The organism is Teichococcus coralli (assembly GCF_009829925.1).
Taxonomy (GTDB): domain Bacteria; phylum Pseudomonadota; class Alphaproteobacteria; order Acetobacterales; family Acetobacteraceae; genus Pseudoroseomonas; species Pseudoroseomonas coralli.
In genome coordinates this window covers 15,085-31,723 of the sequence record NZ_SNVJ01000014.1, presented here as the reverse complement: position 1 = coordinate 31,723, position 16,639 = coordinate 15,085, and the positions used below count along the sequence as shown (strand labels likewise).

Annotated in this window: 11 protein-coding genes and 1 pseudogene; 6 read left to right on the top strand and 6 right to left on the bottom strand. The window is 67.5% G+C overall.

All coding sequences use genetic code 11. The features are described 5' to 3' along the window. Positions 1 to 177: 177 nt before the first annotated feature. From E0493_RS15490 to E0493_RS15480, 3 genes are read left to right on the top strand one after another with little or no spacing between them, the layout of a single operon-like run. Positions 178 to 342 carry a hypothetical protein gene (locus E0493_RS15490; RefSeq protein WP_160938144.1) on the top strand — a complete coding sequence of 55 codons (165 nt, stop codon included), beginning with the start codon at positions 178 to 180 and terminating at the stop codon, positions 340 to 342. Next, positions 342 to 1,964 (top strand): carboxyl transferase domain-containing protein, encoded by a 1,623-nt coding sequence (locus E0493_RS15485; RefSeq protein WP_160938143.1) that lies wholly within the window; start codon positions 342 to 344, stop codon positions 1,962 to 1,964. Before E0493_RS15490 ends, E0493_RS15485 begins: the two co-directional genes overlap by 1 nt. Before the next feature lie 5 nt (positions 1,965 to 1,969). Continuing rightward, positions 1,970 to 3,949, top strand: a complete 1,980-nt coding sequence (locus E0493_RS15480) for an acetyl-CoA carboxylase biotin carboxylase subunit (RefSeq protein ID WP_160938142.1) — start codon at positions 1,970 to 1,972, stop codon at positions 3,947 to 3,949. 288 nt (positions 3,950 to 4,237) lie between these two features. On the opposite strand, the gene E0493_RS15475 is transcribed toward E0493_RS15480, so the two are convergent. The 4 genes from E0493_RS15475 to folE all read right to left on the bottom strand — a co-directional run bounded on the left by E0493_RS15475 (position 4,238) and on the right by folE (position 9,959). After that, a complete protein-coding gene (locus E0493_RS15475) occupies positions 4,238 to 7,942 on the bottom strand; it encodes a PAS domain-containing protein (protein ID WP_160938141.1) in 3,705 nt (1,234 codons plus the stop codon). 5 nt (positions 7,943 to 7,947) lie between these two features. Beyond that, the gene (locus tag E0493_RS15470; protein ID WP_160938140.1) at positions 7,948 to 8,145 is read right to left on the bottom strand and encodes a type II toxin-antitoxin system ParD family antitoxin; all 198 of its coding nucleotides are present in this window, start codon (positions 8,143 to 8,145) and stop codon (positions 7,948 to 7,950) included. 577 nt (positions 8,146 to 8,722) lie between these two features. Then, a complete protein-coding gene (locus E0493_RS15465; RefSeq protein ID WP_160938139.1) occupies positions 8,723 to 9,229 on the bottom strand; it encodes a 6-pyruvoyl trahydropterin synthase family protein in 507 nt (168 codons plus the stop codon). A 64-nt stretch (positions 9,230 to 9,293) separates the two neighbouring features. Continuing rightward, positions 9,294 to 9,959 (bottom strand): GTP cyclohydrolase I, encoded by a 666-nt coding sequence (gene folE / locus E0493_RS15460; RefSeq protein WP_160938138.1) that lies wholly within the window; start codon positions 9,957 to 9,959, stop codon positions 9,294 to 9,296. A 219-nt stretch (positions 9,960 to 10,178) separates the two neighbouring features. Here folE and E0493_RS15455 point away from each other — a divergent pair, with 219 nt between their 5' ends. Further along, entirely contained in the window at positions 10,179 to 10,694 is a 516-nt protein-coding gene (locus E0493_RS15455) for a molybdopterin-dependent oxidoreductase (RefSeq protein ID WP_202397151.1), read from the top strand. A gap of 69 nt (positions 10,695 to 10,763) precedes the next feature. Then, the gene (locus E0493_RS15450; RefSeq protein ID WP_160938137.1) at positions 10,764 to 13,130 is read left to right on the top strand and encodes a putative bifunctional diguanylate cyclase/phosphodiesterase; all 2,367 of its coding nucleotides are present in this window, start codon (positions 10,764 to 10,766) and stop codon (positions 13,128 to 13,130) included. 62 nt (positions 13,131 to 13,192) lie between these two features. On the opposite strand, the pseudogene E0493_RS23440 reads toward E0493_RS15450, so the two are convergent. Then, positions 13,193 to 13,390 (bottom strand): annotated as a pseudogene (locus E0493_RS23440) (integrase core domain-containing protein); the annotation flags it as partial. Between the two features lie 324 nt (positions 13,391 to 13,714). Between E0493_RS23440 and E0493_RS15440 the strand changes: the two are divergent. Further along, positions 13,715 to 15,175, top strand: coding sequence for an amidase (locus tag E0493_RS15440; protein WP_160938135.1), 1,461 nt, complete (start codon positions 13,715 to 13,717; stop codon positions 15,173 to 15,175). A gap of 194 nt (positions 15,176 to 15,369) precedes the next feature. Here the strand turns inward: E0493_RS15440 and E0493_RS15435 are convergent, their stop codons facing one another. Then, the gene (locus E0493_RS15435; RefSeq protein WP_160938134.1) at positions 15,370 to 16,257 is read right to left on the bottom strand and encodes an NAD(P)-dependent oxidoreductase; all 888 of its coding nucleotides are present in this window, start codon (positions 16,255 to 16,257) and stop codon (positions 15,370 to 15,372) included. Between the last annotated feature and the right edge of the window lie 382 nt (positions 16,258 to 16,639).

Here is a 16,639-nt window from a genome sequence, read left to right as displayed (position 1 = left end):
AAGGCCCGGACGGTCCGCCACCAAGGCGATGCGGGTGCAGGCCGGCGCCGAGCCGCCAGGCAGCAGGCCGCAAAATCTTGCCGCACTGATGCGCCGCAACCGTGGAATTTGAGAGCCGATCGTTCGTAGTCTCGACCTGAGCGCGCTGCGAGGCCGCGGCCAGGGAGGGGACCCGTCATGGATCAACCGACGTCGCGGCACGCCGCCGAGATGCTGCGGCAGGCGTTGAACCGTTCGGAAGAGCGGATCCGCGGCCAGCGCAAGCGTGGCGGGAGCGACCGCGGCGCCGCGGAAGTGATGCACCGCGACGCCGAGGACCAACCAGCGACGGAGCAGGGATAATGGCGGTTCTGCAAACGGCGGTGGATGCCCGCACACCCGACCACGCGGCGAATGCGGCGCGCATGCACGCGCTGCTGCAGGACCTGCGCGCGCAGGCCGAGCGGGTGCGCGAGGGCGGCGGCGCGGCGGCGCGGGAGAGGCACCTGGCTCGTGGGAAGCTGCTGCCGCGCGAGCGGGTGCGGGCGCTGATCGACCCCGCCTCCCCTTTCCTGGAGGTGGGGCAGCTGGCGGCGCACGGCCTCTACGGGGACGAGGTGCCCTCGGCCGGGCTGATCGCAGGCATCGGCCGCGTGATGGGGCGCGAGTGCATGATCGTGGCCAACGATGCCACGGTGAAGGGCGGCACCTATTTCCCGATCACGGTGAAGAAGCACCTGCGCGCGCAGGAGATCGCCGAGCAGAACCGGCTGCCCTGCCTCTACCTGGTGGATTCCGGCGGCGCGAACCTGCCGAACCAGGACGAGGTCTTCCCCGACCGCGACCATTTCGGCCGCATCTTCTACAACCAGGCGCAGATGTCCGCCAAAGGCATCCCGCAGATCGCCGTGGTGATGGGCAGCTGCACGGCGGGTGGCGCCTATGTGCCCGCCATGTCGGACCAGAGCATCATCGTTCGCAACCAGGGCACCATCTTCCTGGCCGGCCCGCCGCTGGTGAAGGCCGCCACCGGCGAGGTGGTCAGCGCCGAAGAGCTCGGCGGCGCGGAGGTGCATTCGCGGATTTCCGGCGTGACCGACCACATGGCGGAAAATGACGCGCATGCGCTGGGCCTAGCGCGCCGCATCGTGGCCGGGCTGAACACGCGCAAGCCGGCCGTGCTCGACGTCGCACCCCCTCGCCCGCCGCTCTACGACCCGAAGGGCATCCACGGCCTGATCCCGGCCGACCTGCGGCAGCCCTACGAGGTGCGCGAGGTGATCGCGCGGCTGGTGGACGGGTCCGAGTTCGACGAATTCAAGCCGCTCTACGGCCCCACCCTGGTCACCGGCTTCGCGCGGCTGCATGGCTATCCCGTCGGCATTGTCGCCAACAACGGCGTGCTGTTCTCGGAATCGGCGCAGAAGGGCGCGCATTTCATCGAGCTGTGCTGCCAGCGTGGCGTTCCGCTGGTCTTCCTGCAGAACATCACCGGCTTCATGGTCGGCCGGAAGTACGAAAGCGGCGGCATCGCCAAGGACGGCGCCAAGATGGTGACCGCCGTCGCCACGGCCACCGTGCCGAAGTTCACCGTGGTGATCGGCGGCAGCTTCGGCGCCGGCAACTACGGCATGTGCGGCCGCGCCTATTCGCCGCGCTTCCTCTTCATGTGGCCGAATGCCCGCATCGGCGTGATGGGCGGGGAGCAGGCGGCCTCCGTGCTCTCGACCATCCGCCGCGACGCGATCGAGGCCAAGGGCGGCCGCTGGACGGCCGAGGAGGAGGAGCGCTTCAAGGCGCCGCTGCGCGAGCAGTACGAAACCCAGGGGCATCCCTATTACGCCACCGCGCGGATGTGGGACGATGGCATCATCGATCCGGCCGATACGCGCACCGTTCTCGCCCTGGCGATTTCGGCCTCGCTCAACGCGCCGATCGAGTCCTGGGCCAGCCGCGGCCCGGGCTTCGGCCTGTTCCGGATGTGACGCCGATGTTTGAAACCATCCTGATCGCCAATCGCGGCGAGATCGCCTGCCGCGTCATCCGCACCGCGCGGCGGATGGGAATCCGCGCCGTTGCCGTGCATTCGGAAGCCGATGCCGGGGCGATGCATGTCGCGATGGCCGACGAATCCCGCTTGCTGGGCCCCGCCCCCGCGCGGGAGAGCTACCTGCGCATCGAGGCCGTGATCGCCGCGGCCCGGGCGGCGGGCGCGGAAGCGATCCATCCCGGCTACGGTTTCCTCTCGGAGAACGCCGAATTCGCGGAAGCCTGTGCCGGCGCCGGAATCAGGTTCATCGGTCCACCGCCCGCGGCGATCCGCGCCATGGGCTCCAAATCCGCGGCCAAGGCGCTCATGGAACACGCCGGCGTGCCACTGGTGCCCGGCTACCATGGCGAGGACCAGTCGCCCGCCGTGCTGCGCGAGGCGGCGAACCGCATTGGCTTCCCGCTGCTGATCAAGGCCAGCGCGGGGGGCGGCGGCAAGGGCATGAAGGTGGTGCGGTCAGCGGGCGAGCTGGAGGAGGCGCTGGCGCTGGCCAAGGGCGAGGCGCTGTCCGCCTTCGGTGACGACCATGTGCTGCTGGAGCGCTATCTCACCCGTCCGCGCCACATCGAGATCCAGGTCTTTGCCGACGGTCACGGCAACTTTCTCCATCTCTTCGAGCGTGACTGCTCGATCCAGCGACGCCACCAGAAGGTGGTGGAGGAAGCGCCGGCCCCCGGCATGGACGCGGCGCGGCGGGAGGCCATGGGCCGCGCGGCCTGCGACGCGGCGCGCGCCATTGGCTATGTCGGTGCCGGCACGGTGGAGTTCATCGCGGAGGGCGAGGCCTTCCATTTCATGGAGATGAACACCCGGTTGCAGGTGGAGCACCCCGTGACCGAGGCGATCACCGGCCAGGACCTGGTGGAGTGGCAGCTCCGTGTCGCCGCAGGCCAGCCCTTGCCGCTGACGCAGCAGGCGCTGCGCATCGCCGGGCACGCGGTCGAGGTGCGGCTCTATGCGGAGGACCCGGCGCGGGACTTCGCCCCCTCCACGGGCCGTGTGGAGCACCTGCGTTTCCCTGCCGCCGCTGGGGGGATCCGCGTCGATACCGGCATCCGCGAGGGCGATGCCGTCACCGTCCACTACGACCCGATGATCGCCAAGATCATCGCCCATGGCCCGGACCGCGCCGGCGCGCTGGCCCGGCTCGATCAGGCGCTGGCGGCGACCGAGATCGCCGGGCCGGCCACCAATCTGGGGCTGCTGCGCGCCATTCTTCAGCAGCCCGAGTTCCGCGCCGGGGCGGTGGATACCGGTTTCATCGAACGGCATGGCGGGGTGCTGCTCGCCCCGCCCGGCGCGGCGCCGCGCACGGCCCTGGCAGCCGCCGCCGCGCACCTGCTGGCGCGCCGCGTGGGATCCGCCGACCCCGCCGATCCCCATTCTCCCTGGGCGGAGGCAACCGCCTGGCGGATGAACGGCGATGGCTTCCAGGACCTGCATCTGGCCGAGGGCGAGGCGGTGCAGGTGCTGCGCGCCTTCCCGCAGCCCGGCGGCCTTCGCCTGGAGCTGCCGGATGGCGACGCCGAGATCGCTTTCACCGTCGGGCCGGATGGGGGCCTGGCGCTGCAGATGGACGGGCGGGCCTTCCCGGCCCGCGTGCTGCAGGAAAGCAACCGGCTGATGGTCTTTGCCGACGGTGCCGCCCACGCGCTGCGGCTGGTGGACCCGCTCTCCCCGGCGGCAAGCGAGGGGCCGGCCGCAGGACGCATCCTGGCGCCCATGCCCGGCCGGGTGCTGGAGGTCCTGGCCTCCCCCGGGCAGTCCGTGCAGCGCGGGGCGGTCTTGCTGGTCCTGGAGGCAATGAAGGTGCAGATGCGGATCGTGGCTCCTGCGGCAGGCACGGTTGTCGCCGTCCATTGCGCCGCCGGGGACCTGGTCGAGGATGGCGCGGAGATGGTGTCGCTCGGCCCGGGCTGAAGCATGGGCGGGAAATGCCACGGGCCGGATGCCCTCCGGCGGAAACCTCGCCTCGCCCCGCCTGTGCAATCGTGCTGCGGAGATGGTCATCCGGCCGCGGTGAGCCGCCGGTGATGCAAGGCTATCCGGGAGCGGCCAACTGCTCGTCAGCGAGGAAGCTGATGGGCATGCCGGAGGCGTTCTCGGCCGATCTGCGGGAACGGGTGCTCGCGACCGTGGCCGCGCGGCCCTGCCAGGCAGAAACGGCGCGCCCGCTCCTGGCCGGAGGCAAGGCGGGCTGCGCGCCTCTCAGGAGGCGATCAGCTCCTTGATGCGGCTGGCCAGGGCTTCCATGGCGAAGGGCTTGGTGAGCACATGCATGCCGGGTTCCAGGTGCCCGTTGCCGATCACCGCATTCTCCGCGTAGCCGGTGATGAACAGGACCTTCAGCTCCGGCCGCAAGGCTCGCGCGGCATCGGCGAGCTGCCGTCCGTTCATCCCGCCGGGCAGGCCGACATCCGTCACCAGCAGGTCGACCCGCAGGCTGGACTGCAGAGCCTTCAGCCCGGAGGCGCCGTCAGCCGCCTCGACCGCCGCGTAACCCAGTTCCTCCAGCACTTCGGTCACCAGCATGCGCACGGTGGCCTCGTCATCCACCACCAGCACAGTTTCGCCCACCCTGGCGCGCGGCGCGTCGGCCAGGTCCGGCTGCGCCCGGAGTTCCGCCGCATCCCCCTCGTAGTGCGGCAGGTAGAGGCACACGGTCGTGCCATGCCCGACCTCGGAATAGATGCGCACCTGCCCTCCGGACTGGCGCACAAAGCCATAGATCATGGACAGGCCCAGCCCCGTCCCCTCGCCCAATGGTTTGGTGGTGAAGAACGGGTCGAAGGCGCGGGCCACCACGTCCGGCGTCATGCCGGTCCCGGTATCTGTGACACACAGCGAGAGGTACCGGCCCGGCGGCAGGTCACGCTCTCCCGCGGCACGATCGTCCAGCCACTTGTTGGCCATCTCGATGGTGATCCTGCCCCCGCCGGGCATGGCATCGCGCGCATTGATGCAAAGGTTGAGCAGCGCGTTCTCCAGCTGCGACGAATCCACGAGCGTGAGCCACAGGCCATCCGCCTCGGCCACTTCCACCGTGATTTCCGGCCCCACGGTACGGCGGACAAGGTCCACCATGCCGGCGATCAGGCGGTTCACGTCCGTTGGCTTCGGATCAAGCGTCTGCCGACGGGAAAAGGCCAGCAGCCGGTGCGTCAGCGCCGCCGCCCGCCTGGCCGCTCCCATGGCCGCCAGGACATAGCGGTCCAGATCCTTGAGGCGGCCCTGCTCCACGCGGACGCCCAGCAGCTCGATGGAGCCGATGATCCCGGTCAGAAGATTGTTGAAGTCATGCGCGAGGCCGCCGGTGAGTTGGCCGACCGCCTCCATCTTCTGGCTCTGGCGCAACTGCTCCTCGATGCGCATCAGGTCGGCGGTGCGTTCGGCGACGCGCTGTTCCAGCGTCTCATTCAGGGCGCGGAGCGCCGCGGCGGCGCTATCGCGCTCCGCCTCCACGGCGCGCCGCTCCTCCACGTCGATCAGCACGCCGGGGAAGCTCAGCGGCGTGCCGTCCGGCGCATGGTCAACGCGGCCATTGGCCTCGATCCAATAATAGTTCCCGTCGGCGCGCCGCACCCGGTACTGGTGAGCATAGGCGCCGCCATGGGCGATCGCCGCCTGGACGGCCTCGATCAGCCGCGGCTTGTCATCGGGATGAACGGTGGCAACCACCTGCTCGAAACGGAGCCCGACGCGCCCCAATGCGGGATCAAGGCCGAAGGTGCGAGCGAAGGCGTCATCTACCGTGAAACGGTCTGCCTGCAGGTCCCAAAACCAGGTGCCGATGATCGCGCCGGCCGCGAGCGCGAGCTGCACGCGCTGGATGTTCTCGCGTGCCACCGCCTCGCTGGCGCGCAGGGCTTCCGCCGCGCGCTTGCGGGCCGTGACGTCACGGAACAGCACCGAGACCTGCCGCTGGCCTGCCTCCTCGACCCGCGCCGACGAGACTTCGATATAGCGCCCCGCCGCCGCGAAATAGCGCTCGAAGCGGATTGGCTGCCCGGTTCGCAGCACGCCGCCATAGAGCTCGACCCATCCGTCCGCCTCATCGGGCGCGAGGCCCCGGATCGTCCTGCCGACGATGTTGGCAATGCCGGTATGCCGCTCGTAACCGGGATTGGCCTCAACATGAACATAGTCGCTCAGCGGCCCGTGCGGCCCATCGATGAACTCGATGATGCAGAAACCGTCGTCCATCGAGTTGAACAGCGTCTGATACCGCGCCTCATTCTTGCGCAGCGCCATCTCAGCCCGCTTGCGGTCGGTGATATCGAGGACGGTGCCGACCAGCCTCACCGGCGCGCCGTTCTCGAACTCCGTCCGGCCTTGGGCGGAGATCCATCGCTCCACTCCGTCCTGCAGCCCGATGGTGCGGTACTCGGCGGCGAAGCGGCCTGATCCGGCCGGGTCCATGGATTGCCGCACGGCCCTGTCAGCCATTTCGCGGTCCTCCGGGTGCAGCCCCGCCAGGAAAGTGCCCGCATAGCTCAGGGGCGCTTCCGGTGGCAGGCCGAACAGGGCGCGGCAGCGATCGTCCCAGGCCAGCTCACCCGTTTGCACCTGGTAATTGAAGGTGCCGATCCTGGCCGCGTTGGCCGTGAGATGCAGCCGTTCGTCACTTTCCCGCAGGGCAGCCTCCGCGCGCCTGCGTTCGCTGAGGTCGAGCATGGCGCCGATCATGCGGATGGCCTTGCCATCCGGCCGGCGGATCACGTAGCCGCGGTCCAGCACCTCGGCGTAGCTGCCGTCGGTGCGGCGGAAGCGGTACTCGTCGGTCCAGCTTGTCCCGGTGCCGGCAATCACCGCGTGGATGCTCCGGTCGATCCGCGCGCGGTCCTGGGCGTGGATCTGGGCCGCCCACCAGTCTCCGGTCGCCTCCACCTGCGGAGCCGTCCATCCGTAGGCATCCTCCAGCGCCTCGTTCCAGAGCACGCTGTTATCTTCCAGGTTCCAGTCCCAGATCGCGTCGCGGGTCGCCCGCTGCGCCAGGCGGAAGCGTTCGTTGACCGCCTTCAGGGCCTCGCCTGCCAGGTGCTGCTCCGTACGGTCCCGCAGCATCTTGAGATAGCCGATATGGCCTCCTTGCTCGTCCCGCAGCGCCATCATCTCGCCCGAGGCCCAGAAGCATGAGCCGTCCCTGCGCTGGTGCCAGCGCTCGTCGGTGGCGCGCCTGCCCTCCACCGCTTGGAGCATCTCGACCTGCGGCATACCGGCTGCGCGGTCCTCAGGGGTGAAGAAGCGATGCGCGGGCTGGCCGAGCATCTCGGCTTCCGACCAGCCGAGCACGTTCTCCGCCCCGGCGTTCCAGCCGGTGACACGGCCCTCGAGATCGGTGGAGATGATCGCGAAGTCGGTCGCGCTGTTGAGTGTCTGGCGCCGGAGCGCATCGGCCCGGTCCCGCTCGACCAGCGCCCTGCGGAGCGCGATCTGGCTGCTGACCTGAGCCGCCAGCGTCTTGAGTGCGAAGCGTTGGCGCGCGTCCAGCCCGCCCTCACGCGGCCTGCTGTCGATGACACAGAGGGCGCCGACCGGAAGCCCTTCGAAAATCAGCGGCATGCCCGCATAGAAGCGGATGCCTGGTCCGCCTGTTACGAGCGGGTTGCTGGCGAAACGTGGATCCTTGGTGGCGTCGGGCACCACGAGTCCCTCCGCTTCCAGCATGGCGGTCGGGCAAAAGGCGATGTCGCGCGGAATGTTGCGGGTGCCGAGCCCGATCTCGGCCTTGCTCCACTGCCGGTCCGCCGCGACCAGGTGAACAGCGGCGATGGGCACTCCGACGAGGTCCGCAGCCAGGCGGACGAGATCGTCATAGACCTGCTCCGGAGAGGTATCCAGTAATCCGGTCCGGTAGAGGGCGGCCAAGCGCTCCTCCTCGGTCCAGGACGGCCCGCCGACCTGCTCCGTCATGATGGTCAGTCCTTCGGGAGAGCGTCGGATGATTCCGGCGTGCGCAAGCCGATGGCCGGCGGCGGGTCAGCCCTGGTGAGCAGGCGAAGCCCGGCGCGAACAACCTCACTGGCCGTCCGATAGCGCCCGGCAGCCACTTGTGCCTCGATGAACTGCCGCAATTCCGGGGTGAGCGAGACGGTCAGGGCATTGCTGGACGGCATTCCGCCGCCTTAGCAGGGGAGCGGCGGGGGTGAAATCCTCATACCCGCAGAGTCAGGTTCACTTCACCTTGGGCGCCTCTCGCGCGGGGATCAGCAAGGTGGCCAGCCGCTGCCGTCTACTGTTCCGCTTCCGCTTGGCGCCCCAGTTCCGGCACAAGGGCCACCCGGGAAGCGAACGCTGCGCGCGCCGATGAGGAGGACGGCGCCGGGTGCCGCCTCCGACTTGGAGGCTTGGTGCGATGCGGTGCCGGTCAGTCCAGAAGCGTTTCTCGAAATGTCCCAGGCCGCCTGGAATGGGGCACAGGCGGTTTTCGGACCGCAGCCTTGGCTGGCGACACGGCGACAGATTGGATTCTGTTCATGGCCGACTGCGAATGCGGTTACGCCCCGTGCCAGGGACATGGCTTCACACCGGCGCGGATCGGGAAGGCGGGTCCTCCGGTGGGGATGGGCGCGGCATGCCGGCCGAAGCGCCCATGGGACCATCTGCCGCTAGGGGATGAAGGCTGGGGCGATCACTTCCCGCCAATCCACTGCGCGCAAGCAGCTCCGCTTCTCAGCTTGGTTCGGTGCCATCTTATGGGCGCTCATAGATGGCAGAGTTTCCCCCATGCTCGCTGACCTCCACGCTTTCCAGCCAGACGCGGCCTGCCGTGTCCTGTGAAACATAGCCAGCAACGTAGTCGAAGACATACTGGGCCGTCGCCTCGCAACCGACATTCGGCAGGATGCGCACGGAAGCCAGGCCTTTCAAAGCCAACGCCTCGAAGTCCGCCAGATGGGGGTCGTCCTTGGCTACAACCAGCGTGTGGTCGAAGACGTCGTGCAGCCAGGCGCGGATCGGCTTGAGGCCGCCGAAATCCATGCACCAGTTTCGTTCGTCGAGCTCATGCGTCGCGAAAACGAAGCGGAAGGCAAGAGCGTAGCCGTGGATGAGGTGGCAGTGGGACTCAAAGGCGCGCCACTGGCGAAAGCAACAGGAAAGGCCCTCATTGTGATCGTAGGTCTTTGTTGAACGATAAACCGCGCGCCTCGTGCGTGCCTGGTCGTTCGCTTCCTCATGGGCGAGGGATGCGATGTCCATCGGATCTTCCTTTCGGGCGCATTCACGGAGCAGGTCGTGTGGCGGAGAGCTCGGCCGGAGCCGATCAGTCTCTCTCCAGGGCGATGCACTCCTGCAGAAACTGCTGACGCAGGCCCTGATCGGCCTCCAGAAGCCCGTGATAGGACTGGTTGACCATCCGGCTGCGGTGGCTCGCGCGTACGCCACGATGCGTCTTGCACATGTGGACGGCGCTGACCCGGACGGCGAGCCCCCGTGGCGCGGTCAGGTCGACGATGTGCTGGCCGATCTGCTTGACCAACTCTTCCTGGATCTGCAGGCGGGATGCGAAGTGATCAACAATCCGGTCATACTTCGACAACCCCAAGATCTTTCCGTCTGCCGCCGGGATAATGCCGATGAAAGCCTGCCCGTAGATCGGCATGAGGTGATGCGCGCAGGTCGACCTCAGTTCGATGGGACCGGTCACGATCAGCTGGTCGAAGCCTTGAACGTTCTCGAACTCGGTGATTCGAGGGGGTGCCTCGTAGCGGCCGCGAAGCACCTCCTCGACCAGCATCTTCGCCACGCGCTGCGGGGTGTCGCGGGTGTTATGGTCGTTGCGGTGGTCAATCTGCAAAGACTCGAAAAGCTCCTCGATCCGCTTGGCGGCCGAGCCGATCATGAGAGTCTTTTCTGCCGGATCCAGGGGCAGGTCCAAACCCTGGTTGCCAAGGCGGCCCTGGCGCAGGCGGCGGATCGAGGTGCTCATTGCGGTTCGGTATCCATCTGGTGCGATTGCAGGCCGCCCGCTTTCACGCGGTGAAAGGGGTCAATTTTTCTTGATTACTCAATCATAAGTTGATAGGCTTTCCAAGGAAAAACATAGCCGTCCCGGGGTTGGCCGCCATGCTGAAGAGCAGCGCAGCCGTGAAGAAGACACCCAGTGGGGAGCCGGCGCGCTGACGGGAAAGGGTGGTTCAGGATGGTCGTGAGCAAGCGAATGCTGGGGCGATACACGGTCGGCGCCCTCCTGACTGGCCTGGCGGCTCGGGCAACGGCTGCGGCCGAGCTTGCGGCGCCGGTTGAAAAGCCGATCCTGACCATCTCGGGAAAGATCTCAGCCCATAACAAGGGCGACTCGGCGCAGTTTGACCGCGGCATGCTGGAAGCCCTGGGCATGGTGGGGTTCGAGACCAGCACTCCCTGGTACCCCAAGCCTGTGCGCTTCGACGGCATCCGGATGGACCGGCTGATGGAAACCGTGGGCGCATCGGGCGACCGGGTTCTCGCCTACGCACTGAATGACTACAGCACCGAGTTGCCCGTGGAAGATTTCAGCAAGTATGGCGTTCTTCTCGCCTTGAAGCGAAACGGGGAATACATGCCCGTACGGGACAAGGGGCCGCTTTTCATCATTTATCCTTTCGACAGCGACCCCGAGCTGCGGCACCAGCGGTTCTACAGCCGGTCGGCCTGGCAGCTGGCCCGCCTTGTCGTGAGCTGATCGCCTTCAGCGCGTTGTGGGGCACCTTTTTCCGCAATGGCCAGAACCACGGGCTTTAGAGCTGGCGGCTTGAGCCGCCTGGCAACTCGTGCCTTCAAGCCGGCGCTTGCGGTGTTCGCCGCCACGATCGTTCTTGCGGCGGTCTATACGTCCGTTCTCATCGTGGAGCGGCAGGACGCACTCCGGCAGGTGTCTCGCTACAATGTGGCCTGGCTGACCAGCCAGGCGGTTGTTGAGCTCCAGAAGCTGGAGCAGCGCGTGGCGGCTTCAGGGCTGCCCGGGAGCGGTGTCGATCAGGACGAGGTGGAGCTGCGCCTCGATATCCTTGCAAACCGGGTGCAGGTCCTCAGCATCCCCGAGGTTCGCGACCTTTCCACGTCCAAGCCGGAACTGGGAACCGTGGTGGCGGATCTGGCATCGGCAGTGCGCGAGGCGCAGGCCATGGTCCCGCACCTGAGCGAACAAGGGACGATCCATGCGTTGCTCCAGCTTCTCTCTCCCCTGGAACGGAAGCTCGCGGGCCTTGCCGCCGCCGCCAATGCGCGTGGCGGAGACCTGGTAGCCGAGGATCAGCGGCAGCTTAGTCAGCTCCACTGGACCTTCTCCGGGGTCATGGTGATCCTGGCAGCCTGCGGGCTCGGGCTCTACGCGCTGCTGTTGTGGCGCAATACCTTGTTGAGGCAGACGCACCAGGAGCTGCTGCTGCGCTCGCGCGAGCTTGACACACAGAACGGCCGCTTCGATGCCGCCTTGAACAACATGTCGCAGGCTCTCTGCATGGTGGATGCGGAGCAACGCCTGATCGTCTGCAATCACCGGTATCTCGAGCTTTTCGGGTTGACGCCCGAGCTGGCGGCCGCGCGCACACCGATCCGGATGATCCTCGCCTCGATCAGGCTGAATGGTGGTCCCGAAGGTGCCCTGGCCGAGGAGATCTACGCCGAGCAGCAAGCCCTCGTGCGAAAGCAGCAGGCGCTGGATTTCTTCTGCCAGCATAGCAGCGGCCGTGCCATCGCCGTCTTTCACCGCCCTATGGGCACGGGATGGATCGCCACCTACGAGGACATCACGGTACGAAGGCAGACCGAGGCGCGGATCGCCTACCTGGCTCACTACGATCCGCTCACGGGGCTGCTGAATCGGGTTCTGTTCCGCGAGGAGATGGAGCGCTTCCTGAAGGCGCTGAGCGGAGGAGACGAGCAGCTCGCCCTGCTCTGCCTGGATCTCGATAGCTTCAAGGAGGTCAACGACACGCTGGGGCATCCCGCGGGCGACGCTCTCCTGCGTGTGGTCGCCCAGCGCCTGCAACTCTGCGTCGGAGCAGAAGGACGGGTGGCCCGGCTCAGCGGCGACGAATTCGCCATCCTTTATCCGGTGATCAGGGGTGCCGACCATGCGCGGCAGTTGGCAGGACAGATCATCTCAGCCGTGGGCGAACCCATCGAGGTGGAAGGGCGAAGCATCGTTGTCGGCGTAAGCGTGGGAGCTGTCCTGGCTGAACGTGACGGGCGCGACGCTGTCGATCTGCTCAGGAAGGCGGACATTGCGCTGTACTGCAGCAAGACTGCCGGCGGAAACGGCGTTCGCTTCTTTGAACCGCAGATGCAGACGAAGCTGGAGGCGCGCCGCACTCTCGAAGCGGAGTTGCGGTCCGCGCTCGACAACGGCGAGTTGGTGCTCTTCTACCAACCCATCTACAGCCTGCGCACCTTGACCATCTGCGGCTTCGAGGCGCTCCTCCGCTGGCGTCACCCGGAACGGGGGATGATTCCGCCAGCCGATTTCATCCCGATCGCCGAAGCGACCGGTCTCATCGTTCCCATCGGAGAGTGGGTGATCAGGCAGGCATGTGCGGACGCAGTCCTGTGGCCGGACCATATCCGCATCGCGGTGAACCTGTCTGCGCTCCAGTTCACGAAGTCCGATCTGCTCCAGACGATCGCCGCCGCCCTTGCGAGCACAGGGCTGTCTCCAACCCGCCTGGAACTTGAGGTGACGGAATCGGTCCTGCTGCGGGATGACGAGTCCACGATCGCGATTCTGCACCAACTGCGGGCACTCGGGCACCGCATCGCCCTGGACGACTTTGGCACAGGATACTCCTCCCTCAGCTATCTCCGCAGCTTCCCCTTCGACAAGATCAAGATCGATCAGTCATTCGTGCGCGAGATGGCAGGGCGCGCGGATTGCGCGTCGATTGTCAACGCAGTCGCAGGCCTCGCGCAGGATCTCGGAATCGGCACCACCGCGGAAGGGGTCGAGACGGAGGAGCAGGTGCAGCAACTCGTGCGTGCGGGATGCACGGAGGTTCAGGGCTACCGGTTCGGCCGCCCCGGACCGGCGCCTTCCGTAGCCCAATACTTCACCAACCAGGACCGGCCGGACCGTGCTCACGCGCGTGTGGCCGGCGCTTCGTTTTCGCTCCGGTCATCCTGAGCGGAAGTCACGGTCCCCGCACGGTCCAGTCTGGCCTGAAAAGCGTCATTCTGGGCTGCCTGCTCGAGCTCCATGGAGCTGAGAGCGCCGATGGCCGAATGGCGCCGCTTCGGGTGGTGGAAGCGCTCGATGCAACCGAGCAATCCTGCCCTGGCTGCATGGCGCGCGCGGTGAACCTTTCGGGCGACGCGTTCGGTCTTCAGCGCGGAAAAGAAGCTCTCCGCCGCGGCGTTGTCCCAGGAATCGCCGGAGCGGCTCAATCTCTCGCTCGGGCCTCATCCGGCCATGGCCAGGGAAGGCTTGCTGCGGATCAGCCTGCGCCTACCCTGGCCAGTGCGGCCGGACGCTCTTGGCAAGCTCCAGGTCCCGGCAAGCCCGGGCCACAGGCACTCCGCGCTCCCGGGCCCATCTCACCGCCTCGAGTTCGAGCTTGTGGCCGAATATCCTCCAATCATCCTTGAGCCCAAAGCCGCGCGAAGACCTTGTGCAGGTGTCCACCAGACCGGCGGCAGCTCTGGCAGGGCGCGTGATGCGCCGCGCCGGCCCCTCTGTCGCGCCAGGCCGGGCAGTGGCAAGCTCCTCCCATGAACGACGCCCTCATCCGCCTGACGGCCACCGAGGCCGTGACCCTCCTTCAGCGCCGCGAGGTGTCGCCGCTCGAGCTCATCGACGCGGCGGAGGCCCGCATCGCGGCCGTCGAGCCACAGGTGAACGCCCTGCCGACCCTTTGCCTCGAACGCGCGCGGGACCATGCGAAGCGGCTGATGGCCGGGCAAGGCCGCGGGCTCGAGGGCAAGGCCGGATGGCTCGCCGGGCTGCCGGTGACCATCAAGGACCTGACGGACGTGGCAGGCGTCCGCACCACCTATGGGTCGCCTCTCTTCAAGGATCATGTGCCGAAGGAGTCGCATCCGCTCGTCAGGCGCATCGAAGCTCATGGCGGCGTCGTCATCGGCAAGTCGAACACGCCGGAGTTTGGCGCCGGCGGCTCCACCTTCAATGAGGTATTCGGCCGCACGCGCAACCCCTGGAACACCGCCCTGACCTGCGGCGGCAGCACTGGCGGAGGTGCCGTCTCGCTGGCCACCGGCGAGGCCTGGCTGGCCCAGGGCAGCGATCATGGCGGCAGCCTGCGCCGGCCCGCTACCTATTGTGGCGTGGTCGGGCTGCGCCCTTCGCCCGGGCGGGTGACGCGAGGCACGGTGAACAACCTTTTCTCCCCCCTTTCGGTGCAGGGACCGATGGCGCGCACGGTGCCCGACTTGGCGCTGTTCCTCGACGCCATGGCCGGCTGGTGCCCGCTGGACCCGCTGACCTACGACGCACCGGCGCGCTCCTATGGCGAGGCCGTGGCTTCCGCCGAGGCCGAGCGCCCCCGGCGCGTCGCCTTCACCGCCGACTTCAGCGGCCAGCTCCCCGTTGACCGGGAGACACGCGCGCTCTGCCGTGAGGCTGTGCGCGCCTTCGAGGCCATGGGCTGTGTGGTGGAGGAGTTCGCGCCGGACCTCGGCCAGCTTGGCGAAGCCTTCCTGATCCTGCGCAGCCAGTCCTTTGTGGTGGATCGGGAGGCGCAGCTCGCGGCTCATCGCGCGCTGCTCAAGCCCGACATCATCTGGAACACCGAGCGTGGGCTGAAGGCGACGCCGAGCCAACTCGCCTGGGCCGACCGCGAGCGCGCCGCCTTTTACCGCCGGATGGCGGCGCTTTTCGCCCGCTATGACGTCTTCGTCACGCCAGGCGCAGCCACGCCGGCCTTTGACGTGATGCTGCGCAACCCGGAGACCATCGCCGGCGTGAAGCTGGAGAACTACATGGCCGGCTCGATGATCAACGCCGCCCTGACCCTTGCTGGCTGCCCCGCCGTGGCCGTGCCCTGCGGCTTCGACCAGTATGGCCGGCCGGTCGGCCTGCAGATCGCGGCGCCGCCCCGGCGTGACGAGATCGCGCTGCAGGCGGCCGCACTGTTCGAGCAGGCAAGCGGCCTTGGAAAGCGGGTGCCGATCGATCCGCGTTCCGGCCAGGTGCCTCCGGCGGAAGCGGCATAAGCCCTCTCGGAGCCAATCTCGCGGCGGCCGCCACGTGAGCGGCTCTTCCGCCGCGGCCGGCATTTCCGGGAATGCCTGAAAGCTGTCTTGCCGGTGGCGCCCGGAATGCGGGCGAGCGCCACGGCAACCTTGATTTTCTCAGGCCACCTTGATTTTCTCAGGCCACGCCGAAAACCGAGGCGGCAGACGGCGACTCAGATCTTCCCCGGCACCAGCAGATCCGCAAGCTGGGGCACGAAATCCTGCCCATGGCCGTTGGCAACCACCATATCCAGCGTAGCTCCCACCGCATCGGCGATGTCGTGGTGCACGCCAGCGGCCTCCGCAGCCTGACGATAGTAGCCGAGATCCTTGGCGGCGTTGCTGATGAAAAAGGGCACGGACGACGGGTCTCTGGAAAGCAGGAACGGAGTGATGCGCTGCAGCGCCGTGCCGCCGCCGCCGCCTTGCGCCAGCACGTCGACCAACGTTCCCATCTCCATTCCTGCCTTCTGCGCATGCGCCGCAACCTCGGCCAGAAGCGCCAGGAAGCCGAGCGAAACATAGTTATGCAACAGCTTCATCAGGTGGCCGGACCCGACGCCGCCGACATGTGTGATGTTCTCGCTGAACGTGGCCAGCAGCGGGCGCACGCGCTCCAGCAGCGCGGGCTCACCGCCGATCAGCAGGTTCAGCGTGCCGGCACGGGCGTGTTGCGGCAAGCGGGTCATGGCCGCATCAAGGAACTGCCCGCCTGCGGCGGCAATGGCGGCGGCCATGCGGGCACTGGACTCGGGCAGCGCCGTGGAGCAGTCCACCACAATCGTGCCAGGCCGAAGATGCGCGATGACGCCATCCGCCCCGGTCAGGATCGCCTCCACCTGCGGCGAACCCGTCACGCATAGAACGATGACGTCGGCAGCCCGCGCGATTTCGGCAATCTGCTGCCGCACCTGGACGCCCATCTCGCCGAGGTCGTCCAGCGGCTGATTTCCCGGATGGTCCAGAACCGTCAGATCGTAGCCGGCCTTCGCGATGTTCCAGGCGATACCGTGCCCCATGAGGCCGATGCCGATCATCCCGATCGCAGGTTGCTTGTCCATATCCCCTCCAGATCCATGCCTTGCCGCACAATTGCAAGCCGCCGCCACCCTGTAGCGTACAACCTCCGTCGGGCAGCGAGGCAGCCAGAACGCCGTGAGTTCTAGCCGGATGCTTCAGCGGTGTCAGGAGCCGGCAGGCCCCGGCAAGGCGGGTCTGGCCCTGGCGACGTGGCAAATGCCGCTCCGGCCCGATCTGGATACGCCCACCCGGCGTGGACGGCCGCCTCCCCTCCCTCTCGCCGGAAGGCGCTCCTGCACGGGCCGCCGGCACCGCACGGTTCCTGGTTCAGGATGATGCCGGCGGGAGCATGCCGGCGATGTCTCAGTTTCGGCGGTTCCGTGACGCGCAGGATGTGGGCACGGAGCCGCTTGCGTGGGAAGC

Bases quoted from the DNA above. Each gene is read 5' to 3' on its own strand.
- E0493_RS15490 (WP_160938144.1), top strand. From the start codon at position 178: ATGGATCAACCGACGTCGCGGCACGCCGCCGAGATGCTGCGGCAGGCG.
- E0493_RS15485 (WP_160938143.1), top strand. From the start codon at position 342: ATGGCGGTTCTGCAAACGGCGGTGGATGCCCGCACACCCGACCACGCG.
- E0493_RS15480 (WP_160938142.1), top strand. From the start codon at position 1,970: ATGTTTGAAACCATCCTGATCGCCAATCGCGGCGAGATCGCCTGCCGC.
- E0493_RS15475 (WP_160938141.1), bottom strand. From the start codon at position 7,942: ATGACGGAGCAGGTCGGCGGGCCGTCCTGGACCGAGGAGGAGCGCTTG.
- E0493_RS15470 (WP_160938140.1), bottom strand. From the start codon at position 8,145: ATGCCGTCCAGCAATGCCCTGACCGTCTCGCTCACCCCGGAATTGCGG.
- E0493_RS15465 (WP_160938139.1), bottom strand. From the start codon at position 9,229: ATGGACATCGCATCCCTCGCCCATGAGGAAGCGAACGACCAGGCACGC.
- folE (WP_160938138.1), bottom strand. From the start codon at position 9,959: ATGAGCACCTCGATCCGCCGCCTGCGCCAGGGCCGCCTTGGCAACCAG.
- E0493_RS15440 (WP_160938135.1), top strand. From the start codon at position 13,715: ATGAACGACGCCCTCATCCGCCTGACGGCCACCGAGGCCGTGACCCTC.
- E0493_RS15435 (WP_160938134.1), bottom strand. From the start codon at position 16,257: ATGGACAAGCAACCTGCGATCGGGATGATCGGCATCGGCCTCATGGGG.